The sequence below is a fragment of the Actinomadura rupiterrae genome, assembly GCF_024172125.1.
Taxonomy (GTDB): domain Bacteria; phylum Actinomycetota; class Actinomycetes; order Streptosporangiales; family Streptosporangiaceae; genus Spirillospora; species Spirillospora rupiterrae.
The window spans coordinates 33722-46563 of the sequence record NZ_JAMZEA010000010.1 but is presented as its reverse complement, the minus strand read 5'-3'; the positions used below and the strand labels follow the sequence as shown (position 1 = coordinate 46563).

The 12842-nt window shown below is 72.1% G+C and carries 9 protein-coding genes and 1 pseudogene; 4 read left to right on the top strand and 6 right to left on the bottom strand.

The features are described from left to right. Positions 1 to 10: 10 nt before the first annotated feature. The 6 genes from FHU30_RS32330 to FHU30_RS32305 form a co-directional block, all read right to left on the bottom strand. Complete coding sequence (locus FHU30_RS32330; protein ID WP_253880984.1) at positions 11 to 1273, bottom strand: S8/S53 family peptidase; 1263 nt, start codon at positions 1271 to 1273, stop codon at positions 11 to 13. A 13-nt stretch (positions 1274 to 1286) separates the two neighbouring features. After that, a complete protein-coding gene (locus FHU30_RS32325; RefSeq protein ID WP_253880982.1) occupies positions 1287 to 3857 on the bottom strand; it encodes a hypothetical protein in 2571 nt (856 codons plus the stop codon). 298 nt (positions 3858 to 4155) lie between these two features. Further along, on the bottom strand, positions 4156 to 7050 hold the full coding sequence (locus FHU30_RS32320; RefSeq protein WP_253880981.1) for an ATP-binding protein: 2895 nt from the start codon (positions 7048 to 7050) through the stop codon (positions 4156 to 4158). Between the two features lie 370 nt (positions 7051 to 7420). Continuing rightward, the gene (locus FHU30_RS32315; RefSeq protein WP_253880980.1) at positions 7421 to 8170 is read right to left on the bottom strand and encodes a S8 family serine peptidase; all 750 of its coding nucleotides are present in this window, start codon (positions 8168 to 8170) and stop codon (positions 7421 to 7423) included. Then, a complete protein-coding gene (locus FHU30_RS32310) occupies positions 8134 to 10035 on the bottom strand; it encodes an RCC1 domain-containing protein (RefSeq protein WP_253880978.1) in 1902 nt (633 codons plus the stop codon). Before FHU30_RS32310 ends, FHU30_RS32315 begins: the two co-directional genes overlap by 37 nt. Positions 10036 to 10074: 39 nt before the next feature. Continuing rightward, positions 10075 to 10413 carry a hypothetical protein gene (locus tag FHU30_RS32305; RefSeq protein WP_253880976.1) on the bottom strand — a complete coding sequence of 113 codons (339 nt, stop codon included), beginning with the start codon at positions 10411 to 10413 and terminating at the stop codon, positions 10075 to 10077. Here FHU30_RS32305 and FHU30_RS47775 point away from each other — a divergent pair. The 4 genes and pseudogenes from FHU30_RS47775 (at position 10315) to FHU30_RS32295 (ending at position 12732) form a co-directional block, all read left to right on the top strand. Then, positions 10315 to 10719, top strand: coding sequence for a phosphotransferase (locus FHU30_RS47775; RefSeq protein ID WP_372504005.1), 405 nt, complete (start codon positions 10315 to 10317; stop codon positions 10717 to 10719). The two genes, FHU30_RS32305 and FHU30_RS47775, sit on opposite strands and share 99 nt — an antisense overlap. 66 nt (positions 10720 to 10785) lie before the next feature. Further along, positions 10786 to 11007 (top strand): phosphotransferase, encoded by a 222-nt coding sequence (locus FHU30_RS47770; protein WP_372503995.1) that lies wholly within the window; start codon positions 10786 to 10788, stop codon positions 11005 to 11007. A 304-nt stretch (positions 11008 to 11311) separates the two neighbouring features. Next, a pseudogene (locus FHU30_RS32300) lies at positions 11312 to 11480 on the top strand (MBL fold metallo-hydrolase); the annotation flags it as partial. 655 nt (positions 11481 to 12135) lie between these two features. Beyond that, positions 12136 to 12732 carry a hypothetical protein gene (locus tag FHU30_RS32295; RefSeq protein ID WP_253880974.1) on the top strand — a complete coding sequence of 199 codons (597 nt, stop codon included), beginning with the start codon at positions 12136 to 12138 and terminating at the stop codon, positions 12730 to 12732. Positions 12733 to 12842: the final 110 nt, after the last annotated feature.

Here is a 12842-nt window from a genome sequence, read left to right as displayed (position 1 = left end):
CGTCGTTCTCCTAGAAGGCGCCGGTGCCGTTGGGGGCGCCCATTCCGCTCGGGCTGTCGTAGCCGGACCCGGCGGTGCACAGGCTGGTGCCGCCGCAGGACCCGTTCGTCCCGGACGTGATGTCGAACAGGTAGCGGGCGTTGCCGTAGAGGCGCTGCGGTGCGGGGGTGGAGGCGGGGTTGCCCGCCAGCCCCGACGCCCCGGCGACCAGCGCGGGCGCGACCGGGCCGCCGGACACGTTCACCCAGCCGCCGTTGCCGGAGTTGTAGGCGCTGACCGGCGTGTAGTCGGAAGCGACCGCCGCCGTGTCGGCGACCGTCCGGCGTTCGCCGCACGCGCCCTTGGGCTGCCAGGACGGCCGCTTCTCATACACCGAGCAGCCGGAGCCGGCGTTGCGCCAGGGCGTCTCGGACCAGCCGCGCTTGGTGGCCGGGTCCCGGTACAGATCGGTGCCGGCGACCGCGATGACGCCCGGGTAGGCGGCGGGCAGCGACTGGTGGCCGCCGGCGTTGAACCCGGCCGAGCCGGAGGCCGCGAGGACCGCGACGCCCGGGTGGGTGAAGTGCGCGGCGAGCGCGTCCTGCCCCTCGTACTCGGCGAACCAGCCGTCCATGACCACGACCGTCCGCGCGCCCTGCGCGACGGCCCGGTCGACCGCCGCGCCCTGGTTGGCCAGGCTGTCGTCGTCGGCCTCGACCAGCAGTAGGTCGCAGTTCGGGCAGGCGGCCGAGGCCATGTCCAGCCCGACGGCGGTGTGCAGCGTCCAGTTGGGGCTGGGGGACGGCAGGGACGTGCCGCCGCGTTGGTCGATCTTGCGGAAGCACGGGAACTCGGCGTCGCACACGTGCATGCCATTGGCCGCCCGGTAGGTGTTGAGATCCTGCTCGGCGTAGGTGGTGTCGTAGGGGACGACCACCGCGACCGTGCTGCGGCCGCCGAGCAGGTCGCTCGGCAGCTTGTAGGCGTCCTGCAGGTCGGCGGCGGTGAGCCCGCCGGGCGGGATGCCCGCGGCGGCGGCCTTGGTAGCGGCCGTCCGTCCGGCACCGGGCGCGGCGAGGCCCGCCTTGGCGGTGAACGTCCGAGCCTTGCCCGCCTTGGGTTTCGCCGTCCGCAAGCGGCAGTCGCCCTTACCGTCAGCGCAGGCCGGACGCCGGTCCGGCGCGGTGTGCGGAGCCCGGCCCGGTGCGGCGGTCGCGGCGGACGGGACCGCGGCCACCAGGGCCAGCAACCCGGTCGCGGCCAGCGTGGCCAGTCTCGTTCGGGTAATCCTCATGTCAGCTCCCCGCTCAGCCGTCGAGCCGGTAGGCGTGGACGTTGGTCTGGGTGACCGAGGAGCCGTCCGCGTCGTGCGCGGTGACCCGCAGCGACACCCAGCGGTGGTCCTGGTCGAACGCCGGATGCGTGATGGTCGCGTGGAACACCCCGTCGGCCTGGGTGGCGTCGGCGGGCTTGGACCACGTCGCGCCGTCGTCGTAGGACACCTCGACGGTCGCGGTGACCCCGGCCGGCGCGGCCTGGTACTGCTGGTGCGAGACGCGGAAGCCGATGTCGAACGGCTGCCCGGCCTTGGCGCGGGAGTCGTCGTCCAGCTTCAGGTCGTAGTTGACGAACAGCAGCGGCAGGAACGAGCAGCCCCGCGTGGTGTCGACGCCGCAGTAGGCGTTCTGCGGCAGCGTCGCCGCCGGATCGCCGGGCGCGGAGCGGAAGGTCCAGTCGGTGGTGACCGGCGCGTCGGGCGTGGCCGGCTCGGTGAGGTTCCAGATCAGGCGGTATCCGGCGGCGCGCGGGAGCATCGGCAGGTTCGCCGGGTCGGGACTGAAGGCGTTCGGGTTGGACGCCGAGTCGGCGGCGAGCGCGCCGTCCCGGTAGAAGCGCAGGCGGTTCCCGTCGAGCGGGTTGTAGTAGTAGTGGTGGGTGGGGTCGGCGTCGGCGCCGCCCTTGAGGAACAGCGCGCCGAGGTCGCCTTGGCGGCACGCCGCGCACGCCTGCGCCACCGCGTCGTTGAAGCCCGGGAGGTTCCCCCCGCCGCCGAGGTCGAACCCGGTGGTCGCCAGGTAGTCGGCCGCGATCGACGGCGTGAGCGGCCACCCGGCGAACTCCTGCCGGACGACCTGCCCGGGCTTCAGCGTGCGGCGCAGGTCGTTGAGCCGCTCTCCCTTGTCGGGGTTGAAACCCCACTCCCAGACCACCTGGTCGGGGGCGCTGCTGTACAGGTAGTCGGTGCGGTCACCGGTAGGGACATTCCCCGAGAATCCGACCGGGAGGTAGGACCAGGGCAGGAACGCGATGGTGAAGAACCCGACGGGCCCGCCTGACGGGTCGTCCCACGGCTTGTTGCGCAGGTGCGAGTGCACGGTCGAGAAGTCGGACGCCGCGAGCGCGCGCGTCAGGTTCGCCGGGATCGCCCCTTCGGCGGGCAGCACCATCTTGTAGGTCGGGCCTGACCCGATCGCGTCCTCGGTGCCCGAGCTCAGCGAGGTCGTCGCGACGAAGTGCAGCGCGCCCTTGGTGACGGGCTTGGTCGGCGTCGCGTACAGGTTCGGGTAGCCGTTGTAGACGGCCGAGCCGAGCCGCATGTTGTAGAAGCCCAGCAGCGCGCCGATGCCGTTCGGCGGGACGCCGGTCTCGTTGCCGCGGGTGTCGGTGCGCAGGAACGACATGAAGTCGATGCGCGGCATGCCCGCCTTGGGCGGCGCGGCGAGATCGGTCTTGTACTGGACGGCCTTGCGGGCGTCCAGGACGACCGTGGTGTCGGCCTTGACGGTGACCTCGGGCTCGACGACCAGCGCGGCGCGGCTGGCGGGGTCGTCGCCCGGGCCGGTGAACACGCTCGCCTCGATGCTGTAGGTGCCCTCGGGGATGCTGAAGGCGCGCTTCCCGTTCCCGGGGTAGTCCATGCCGAAGCTGCCGAGCGCGACGTCGTCGACGTTGTGGACGAACCCGACCATCACCCCGGGCTTGCCGTCCTGGTCGATCGCATCGACGGTCAGGTTGCGGAAGCGCACGCCCGCGCTCTGCGCCTTCGGCTCCGGCTGCCCGACCAGGGTGGGGGCGGACGGCAGTGCGGGCGCGCCGCTCGGCACAGCCGGCGCAAGGCTCGTCACGCCCGACAGCGCGGCCGGGCCGCCCTTGTCGCGCGCCGTCCGCCAGTTCTTGGACAGCAGCCTGCCGAGCCCGGCGGCGTCCTTCTTGGTGACCTTCGCGCGGACGGTCCCGCCCGAGGAGGAGGTGACGCTCGTCCCCGGCAGCGCCTCGGCGTCCGCCGCGGACGCCTTCACCGTCACCGGCAGCGACCTGGCGTGGGCGTCGTCCAGCTTGGCTCGGACCAGATAGCCGACGTCGAACAGGCGCGGGTCCAGGACGGTGCCGAGGTAGGGCACGGCCTTCGCCGGGATCACGTAGGTGTCGCCGTTGTAGCCGAACTGCGCGTACGCGCCGGCCGGCTTCCCGCCGACGCCCAGCGGGGCGGCCTGCTGCGACCCGTCGTCCGAGACGTCCACGCGGAAGCGGTCGCCGGTCACCAGCGTGACGTTCGCGGTCTTGACGACCTTGGCGGACGGCTTGGCGAGGCTCGGCCCCACGCGCGGGGCGGGCGGCTTGGGCGCCCCCTCCCCCGGTCTCGCGGCCGCTGTCCCCACGGCCGCGCCCGCCGTCGCCAGCAGCGCGCTCACCCCGAGCGCGGCCAACAGCCCCCGGCGGCTACGCCGCCCCGCCGGGCTGGTCCGTCCGGTCGGCCTGATTCGCCCGGTCGGCCTGGTCTGCTCGGCTTCGCCGCTCGGCCATGCTTGGTCGGTCGCCCGTGCTGGGGCGGTCCGTCGTGCTCGGGCGAGCGCGGCGGTCAGTCGGAATCGGGACACAAGCCCTCCTGAGAGTCCTGGGGTCGATACGGGGGCGGGACGAGGCGTTCACCCACTCCTCGTCCTCGGCGTCTGGGTCGTCGGGCTCGTCCGGCTCCAGCGGACGGCCGCTCGGGTTCGCGGGCATGCCGACAGGATCAGTGCGCGCCGGGGTGCGGCGGCATGGGGTGGATCACCCATTCACAGGACGCGGAGCACGCCCGGAAACCCCTGGGGGTAGCAGGTGGGGGCGTCCGAAACCGATGAGGGTGCGGGACGGCGACCGGTTCGGGCGGTGGGCGCGGCGGTCGGGGCGGGCTCAGCCGGTGGCGGCGTCCGGGGTCTCGGCCAGGTGGGCGGCAAGGGCCGCGCGGGAGCGGAGGCCGAGCTTGCGCAGCGCCGAGGCCAGGTGCTTCTCGACGGTCTTGGGCGAGACGAACAGGCGTCCGGCGATGTCGCGGTTGGTCAGGCCCGTCGCGGCGAGTTCGGCCACCTCGCGTTCGCGAGGCGACAAAGCGTCGCCGTAACCGCGCGGACCGCGCCGCGCCATCGGGCGGAAGGCGATGTCGACGCCCCAGCGCCGGGCCGTCTGCGCGGACCGGTCCAGGTCGCGGTGCGCGCCGAGCGCGCCGAAGGCCGTCACGGCCTCGGTGAGCAGCGCGACCGCCGCCGATGCGTCCACCTCGCGCAGCGCTCCGGCCGCATGCTCGCGCGCTCGCGCCGCCTCGTAGGGCGCGGGGAGCGCGTCGTAGGCGCGCGCGGCGGCCGCGAACTCGGCGGCGGCGCGGGCCCCTCCGCCGTCCTCGGCGGCGGCGAGCAGCCCGCGCGCGTGCGGGAGCGCGCATCCGGCCAGGGGCGCGTCGAGGCCGTCCAGGCGGGCGGCGTACCGCGCGGTCAGGGCACGGGCCTGGTCCGGACGGCCCGCCGCGATCAGGGCTTGGACCAGAGCGGGAAGCGCGCGGGCGCCGATCGCCCACATGCCGCGCGTCTCCCACAGCTCGACGTGGCCGGCCGTGTCCGCCAGCGCCTTCTCCGGCTCGCCTGCCGCGACCGCCGCACGCAGCCAGGTCTCCACCACGATGCCCAGCAGGGTCCCGTCACCGGGCATCGCCATCGCGCCGACCTCGGCCAGCCGTGCGGTGGCGTCGGGGCGGCCACCGGTCGCCACGTCCAGGCAGGCGGTGACGGCCTGGGCGAACATCCGCTCGGTGCGATAGCGCAGACCGTCCAGCACCTCCGGCGTCGCCTCGGCCAGCCCGTCCCACTCGCCGCGCAGGTAGGACACCAGGAGCAGCCCGGCCCGGCTGCGGTAGGCGATGCCGCCGGCCGGGTCCACCTCGGTGCCGACGCGAAGGGCCGTGCGCAGCGCGTCGCGGGCGAGCTGGTGCCGGCCGGTGCAACCGGCGACCAGCCCGAGGGAGTAGAAGGCGTTGGCGCGGCGCGAGTCGAGCTCGGCGGGCCCCGCGCGCAGCCGGTCCCACAGCCGCGTCCAGCGCGGGTCGCCGCTCATCAACCGGCCCATCGCCGATTTTCCGAGGATCAACTGCCGCTGCGCGGGCTCCTCGATGTTCGGGACGGTCGCCACGGCGCGGTCGATCCAGCGGGTGCGTTCGGCGATGCCGATCCCGGTCGGCTCGGTGGGCATGCCCAGCGCGAGCATCGCCCAGGCGGCCAGGCCGGAGCGCTCGTCGAGGTCCTCCACCGACTCGGCGACCGTCGCCCACTTCTCCTCCGGGTCCAGGCCGGCCGAGTCCAGGTGCAGGCCCAGCCGGAAGCGCAGCTCGGCGCGCAGGCGGCGGGGCAGGTCGGCGCCCAGGGCGCGCGCGAACAGCGGGCGCAGATCCGGGACGTGCAGTATCTCCAGCGCCGCCTCGCCCAGCCGGACGGTCAGCTCGGCCCGCCGGACCGGCGCGAGGTCGGCGTCCTGCAGCACCCCTTCCAGCAGCCGGAACGCCTCCTCCTCGTCGCGCAGCTCCAGCGCCTGCTCGGCGGCCCGGACGGCGACCTCGACCCATTCGTCCACCCGGCCCGACGAGCGCAGGTGGTGGGCCAGCACCCCCAGCGGCACGCGGTCCAGGTGCCGGACCGCGTCGGCGGCGCGTCCGTGCAGGTCCCGGCGGCGGGCGGCGGGGATCTCCTCGTACACCGCCTGCGCGGCCAGCACGTGCCGAAACCCGAAGTCGCCGCCGCGCTCGGCGATCAGCCCCGACTCGACGGCCTCGTCCAGGCCGTCGGGGGTGCCGTCCCGGGCCGCCGCCAGCAGGACGGCCTGGGGCACGGCGGTCATCAGCACGGCGGCGGCCTCGGCGACCGCGCGGGCGCCGTCCGACAGCCTTGCCACGCGTTCCAGCACCGAGTCGCGCACGCGCACCGGCACGTCCAGTTCGGTGACGGCCCGGCGCGCCCAGCGGCCACCCCGCCACGCGAGCGTGCCGCGCTGCCGCAGCAGCGCCAGCAGCTCCTGGACCGCCAGCGGCAGGCCCGAGCCGCGTTCGCACAGGTAGGCCGCCAGCTCGTCGGTGACCCGGTCGGCGTCGAGGATCGCCTGCGCCAGCTCGCGCGTGCGCGCCGTGTTCAGCGGGGCCAGCTCGATCCGCTCGCGGGTGACCGCCGGGTCCGGACGGGCCGTGACGAGCCGCAGGTCCGGGCCCGCGTCCTCGCCGCGGTAGGTGACCACCACCGACAGCGCGGGCGGGGGCCCCGACAACAGGTAGTCCAGGAACTCCAGGGTCTGCGCGTCGGCCCAGTGCGCGTCCTCCACCACCAGGACGGCCGAGCCGAGCGCGCCGACCGCCTCGGCCAGACCGCGGAAGATCCGGTGCCGCTCGGCGAGTCGGTCGCCGAGCGGCTGCGGCGCTGGCGGAAGCACGTCCTCCAGCTCCGGCAGCAGCGGACGCAGCGCCCCCGCCACCCGCGACAGCCCGGCCCCGGCGAGCGCCGGACCGGTGTCGCGCAGCGCCTCGACGATCGGGCCCAGCGGGAACGGCTCGCGGATCCGGCGGCAGGTCCCCATCAGCATCCGCCGTCCGGACAGCTCCGGGCTCGCCGCCATCTCGGCGACCAGGCGCGTCTTGCCGATGCCCGCCTCACCGGTCACCACGACCACCGCCGGGGCCCGGCACACCGCGGCCACCAGCCGCGCCATCTCCTCGTCCCGCCCCACCAGCAGGGGCGAGACGACCTTCCCGACGACCGACCGACCGTCAGCACTCATAGGCCGCGCATCCGCCCTCCGGCCCCGGTTGTCGCATTGGCTCGGACTTAAAAAAACGGCCCCGTCCCCACCATTAAACCGCGACAAGATCCTTTTCGCCATGCCGCGTGCGCCGGCCGGCGCGGCCTCGTGTCGAGGCAACGGACCAGGTGAGTGGCTGCGCCGAGTACAGGTACCCACCTGGCCCGGGTTCCTCCTGGCGGACAGCATGATCAGCATGACGCAACGGCGGCACGCCGGAGTGGCCGGTGTTGTGGTCGTCCCTTACGCGGCGGTCGTAACGGCGATGGGGGTGCTGACCTGGACTGACCCTGATAGTTCGCGCCTGGACTACATCCCGTCCAGGACTGCTGACTTTGCGGCTGTGGCCTTAACCGGGCGTCCCGCTCTTCAGTTTGGCGATCGCCGCTTTGAGATTGGGCAGCGGGCCGATGGGAGTTCGGGCCGCGTCCGCGGCGGGCTGCGGCGTGCCGGTGCTCGCCAGCAGGTCTCGCATCTGCCGTGGTGTGAGCAGCGTGCCCGATTGCTTGGCGATGCCTTGCAGGACCGCTGCCGCACCGGTCACGATCGGGCTGGCGGCCGAGGCGCCGCTGAAGTTGTTCAGGTACATCTTGTTGGGGTCGGTCTCGTACGGGGTCAGGGTCTTCCATCCAGGGGTCCCGAGGCTTGCGACGCAGTCGCCGTAGCCCTGGAGGTCCACCATCGAACCGTAGGTGCCGCTCCACGTCGCACCGATGAGACGGCTGCGTTCCGCTGGACGTCCGGAGCCCATGCAGTTGACGCCGTTCTCGCTCGGGGGCTCTCCAGCCGCGACGACGATCGCTCCTGAATCGGCCCGCTCCATCATCGGCTTCGCGTACGGGTCGGCGGTGTTATCGAGGTTGTTGCCGGCGTTCCCGGCCGGCTCGACCACGATGACACCCCGGCCGGTGGCCTGGAGGATCTGGGAATAGACCGCGCCGTCCGACTCGACCGGATAGTTGCCCTGGGTGTCGTCGTGCGAGTAGACGCCTTCGATCAGCACCACATCGCCAGGCCGGGCGGATTCGAGAGCGGCCGGCAGGCCGCCCGCCGCCCAGAGCGCTAGCCGCAGCGGAGAATGCGGGGCGATCCCGGCCATGCCCGCTCCGTTGTCGTCCTGGGCCCGACGATCCCGACTACCGGCGTGCCGTGCCGCCCCGGCTTGCACGGCCCTCCGGCCAGTGGGGTTATGACCACGGGCGGCCCGGCGGGGGCGGGGCGGCGGTCGGCCAGCTCCTCATGACAGGAGTTCCAGACGTTCATGAGCGTGATTGGTGAGAGGGGGCTGGTCCTGGTGCTGGTGGTGCCGTTGCCGAGCTGCCCGCGGTCGTTGCCGCCCCACGCCTTGAGGACTCTCACCAGGAAGACCGCGACCGTGTGCTGTTGCCCCGTGGCGATCGTCGCGGGCGTGCCCGCTCTTGGGACCTCGACCGGAACGGAGGAGTCGGTGTTACTGCCGGTACCGAGCTGGCCGTAACTGTTGTCACCCCAGGTCCAGAGCTTGCCGTCGCAGACGGCGGCGCTGTGATACGTCCCTGCGGAAACGTCGGTCACACCGCTCGTCAGACCGGATACCGGGACCGGAGTGCTGCGGTCGTCGGTGCCGCCGTCGCCGAGCTGACCGGCCACGCCGAACCCCCATGCCTTGACCGATCCGTCCGAGAGCCGGGCCAGGGAGTGGTAGCCGCCGGAGCTGACCTGGACGGCGTTGCTGATCACGCTGACCGTGACCGGAGCCGTGCTGTCGTTGGTGGAGCCGTTGCCGAGCTGGCCGCTGCCTCCCTCACCCCAGGCCGCGACCGAGCCGGTGTTCAGCACCGCCAGCACGTGGCCGTCCCGACCGGCGCTGATCGAGGTCACCATTCCGTCAGGCAGGTCGCCGACCTTGATCGGAGTGGAGCTGGAGGTCGTCGTGCCGTTGCCCAGCTGGCCCCGGGCGTTGTCACCCCAGGTCCACACGGTGCCATCGTTCTTCAACGCCACCGAGTAGCCGTCACCGGCCGCCACCGCTTTGACATCGGTGAGGCCGTTGACCTGCACCATGGTCGTCCTGGACGTGGTGGTCCCGTCGCCGAGCTGACCCTTGGAGTTGTCGCCCCAGGCGTACACGGTCGACTCCGAGGAGACCATCAGCGTGTGCGAGGCCGACGCCGCAAGGGATCCCGGACTGTTGGCCGGGCTCGGCCCCCTTGAGTCGGCGTCGTCGCCCTCGACGTCGTAGACGGTCACGCCGTCGCCCTTGCCGCCCGGCACCGTGCCGGCATAGTCCGCATCGATGCCGGTTCCGGCGCTGGAGCCCACCGGGTTGCGGTACTTCTGCTGACCCTGCCACGGTTCGGAGGGTGTCCTGGTCAGCGGTCTCGCCCGGGCGAGCTCCACACATGGCAGCGCGTTCAAATCGATGAGCAGCGATTCGATGCCTTTGGGGACCGTGATGACGAACCAGGAGTTCAGGTCGGGTATGCCCCGCCCGAGCCGCTTCTCCGCCAGGAGGCGCTCGGCGGTGACCTGATTCTCCGGCCGGGTGCTCAAGGGCGTGATGTCGGCGCCCGGATATTTGGAAAGCAGCCCCGCGATCGCGGTCGCGTCCGCGTTGACGCGTGCGACCAGGTGTTTACCGCGCACCCGCACCTGTCGTTCCGTGCGGAACTTCACCGATATTTCGGTGGTGGAGAAGCCCTTGGGCAACGGGCCCTGCGTGCCGGGGAGCGCCTTCTCCCGGCTGAAATCGTAAGGTCGCACCGCAGCGATGGACGCGTCCGCCGCGTTCGGCATGGTGGCCATGCCCGGAAGCAACAGTACAACTGCCGCAGCCACCGTCCTCCATCGCATCACGTGCGTGTTCGGTGCTCTCACGTGGGACATGAATCTCCCCAATCGTCGCGATCTTGAGCGACCCGAGCGTATGGAGGCAAAGGGAGAGAAACCACAACGGCGAAGACGAATTACGGAGGCGACGTCCAATCTGATCGCTAACAGGGGGTCAGCGGAGTAGTTCGTCCCTTACTGGTGACGGCCCCTCGTGTGCGGCACGTCGCCTAGCCAGGCCGTGTCCGGCGGATCATGTGATCGCCTTGCGCGGCCCAGCCGTTCCCTCTGCGGCATCCCAACGTGGTGGTCGGCCGTAGGGTGCTGGTTGTGACCGATCACCGCATGCCCGCCGCAGAGGTTTCGGTCTCCGTTGAGCTGGCCCAGCGTCTGCTCGATCAGCAGCACCCCGATCTGGCGGACCTGCCGATCGAGGTGCCGGCCAGCGGCTGGGACAACCTGGTGTGCCGACTTGGCCCGGAGTTCCTCGTCCGGTTGCCGCGACGTGCCATGGCCGCCGAGCTCGTCGCTCATGAGCAGCAGTGGTTGCCGCAGTTGGCCGGCCGCCTGCCGTTGCCTGTGCCCGCGCCGGTGCGTGTCGGACGGCCGACGGCTCAGTACCCGTGGCCTTGGAGCATTGTGCCGTTTCTGTCGAGCCAGATAGCCGCGCGATCAGAGCCCCGGCGGTCTCTGGTCGGCCGCGGCGACACTCGGTGCTTTCCTGGACGGGCTACACACCCCGGCTCCTTCGCAGGCGCCGGTCAATCCCTTCCGCGGGATTCCGCTCGCCGGACGCGCCGAGGGCATCCTGAAGGCACTGGCGCACGTCGCCCAGGCTGACCGCGCCGCCGCGCTAGGGATCTGGAAGACCGCCGTCGCCACGCCCGCTTGGGACGGGCCGCCGGTGTGGCTGCACGGGGAACTGCACCCGGCCACGACGGCCGCATCAGCGCCGTGATCGACTTCGGCGACCTCACTTGCGGAGATCCCGCCACCGACCTTTCGGTGGCCTGGATGCTGTCCACCGCGCAACAGCGCACCGCCCTGCGCCAGGCCTATGGCCGCGCGGAGGACGCAACCTGGGAGCGGGGCCGCGGGTGGCGCCCGCCCTGTCCCTGGTCCTCCTGACGCGCTCAGCGGATAACCCGCTGATGCGCGGCATCGGCGAGCGCACGTTCCGCACGGTGCTGGAACAGCGCTCGACCGGGTGGAGGCGAGCTGGTCAGGGCTTGACCCAGCCTCGCCTCCACCTCCGTCGGCTCCCACCACCCTTCCGTCGCGTCACGCCGGCGCGCTCACCCAACCGCGTTGGACAGGACTTTGGACGTCCCGTGCAGGCGACTTCGGAGATCGGCACCGGGGCATGACGGTTCCCCGACTGCGCAGGTTGAACACAGCCGCGATCTCGTTGTTGTCCCGGAAGGGTTCGGGGTTTCCAGGGAGAATTGGAGGTACATGGGGGTGACCCGGGGAGGTTCAAGCAACTCATGACCGACGTCACCGAAAGAATCTTCGACCGCCTCCCCGACGAAACCTGGGTCTACCCAGGCCACGGCAAGGACACCACCCTCGGCAAGGAGCGCCCCAGCATCCCCGCCTGATGGGAAAGAGGCTGGTAACCCCCAGCTCCAACACCTCTCGGCCGCGTGGAACAACAGACATCTTGGCAGGTTCACCCCTCCCCATTGCCGAGTACTCGTAGGGGGCACAGCAATCGGCCCTGCGTCGGTACGCGCTCATCAAGGCCCGAACCTTGACGTAGTAAGGTCGCAGCCTGCGCGGGCCTGGCAGTTGGAACCAGACATGAGCGGACAAGCTCGCCGCGTCGCTGTCCACACGGCGCAGGCAGCCGAACACCCCGACCAGGCGGTCCGTGTGGGCCTGGGGCTGAGCTCCAGGCCGTACTGAGCGGAGTAGCCGTAGTCGCGCAGGCTCCAGTAGGGCGGGCTGACGGCGATGCAGTCGACCGAGTCGGCCAGCGGTTCGCCGGTGCCTCACTCGCGTCGCCGGCCAGCAGGCGGCAGTCGGCAGTCGGAACTGGCGTAGACCTACGTCCGCATAGTCGCTTCCCTCCTGCTGGCGGTCGCGCGCTTGGTCCGCAACCACCGGCTCCCGCTCCGCAGAGCCACCCAACGACGCCCCAACAGCACGGCGACGCATGCGCCGTCGGCGGGATGTCTGCGCTGGGCGTGACGGTGAGGTCAAGGGTCATCGCGGTGTTGGGGTGCTGTTGGGTCGGTCTGGCTTCATCGGGGCATGCGTGGTTTCGAGGACGAACGGGTCTTGGGCCGGCACCGGGCTGGTGCGGTGGCTGGGTTCGGGGCGCTGGATCTGATCGCGGCGGCGTTTGCGGTGGTGGTGGGTTCGGAGCAGGCGCCGGTGCTGCCGGGTGTGGCTGAGTCGGCGTTGCCGGTGCCGTCGCTGTCGTTGGATCAGGTGCGGCGGGAGTTGCTGGATCCGGTGGTGGGGTGCTTGGTGCGCGAGCGGATCTGGCGCGAGCTGGCGCTGCAGGTTCGGTCGGGTGACCCGGTGTGGCTGGTGGGGGCGTTGGGGGTGGCCGAGCCGCGGTTGCGGCGGATCGTCGCGCGCCTGGTCGATGGCCTGGAGGCTGTCGGGGATCTGCGGGGTCAGGTGGAGTCGGCGGTCGTGACGGGGTTGGTCACCGGGTTGCGGCTGGCGGATCTGGAACGGCGGCATGTGGAGGCGCGGCTGTTGTGGTCGGCGCACCGGGCTGGGGCGTGGCGGTTGTGCACGGCGCTCGGTGACCGCGAGTCAGGCGCTGCTGAGGTGATGGCGCGGGTGTTTCGGCGGCTGGTGCCCGAAGAGGCCTCGGTGGCGCCGTTGCTGGAATGAGCAGGGCTTTTCCAGGGCTAGGCCGCGGGGTCGTCGGCGCCATCGCGTCCGGGTCTTCTTCGCCCGCCCACCACCGAAGGAGGCCCGGGGCCCCGCGGCCCGCTGGAAGG

Coding starts and splice junctions, on each gene's coding strand:
- FHU30_RS32330 (WP_253880984.1), bottom strand. CDS start 1,273: ATGAGGATTACCCGAACGAGACTGGCCACGCTGGCCGCGACCGGGTTG.
- FHU30_RS32320 (WP_253880981.1), bottom strand. CDS start 7,050: ATGAGTGCTGACGGTCGGTCGGTCGTCGGGAAGGTCGTCTCGCCCCTG.
- FHU30_RS32315 (WP_253880980.1), bottom strand. CDS start 8,170: ATGGCCGGGATCGCCCCGCATTCTCCGCTGCGGCTAGCGCTCTGGGCG.
- FHU30_RS32305 (WP_253880976.1), bottom strand. CDS start 10,413: ATGAGCGACGAGCTCGGCGGCCATGGCACGTCGCGGCAACCGGACGAG.
- FHU30_RS32295 (WP_253880974.1), top strand. CDS start 12,136: ATGCGTGGTTTCGAGGACGAACGGGTCTTGGGCCGGCACCGGGCTGGT.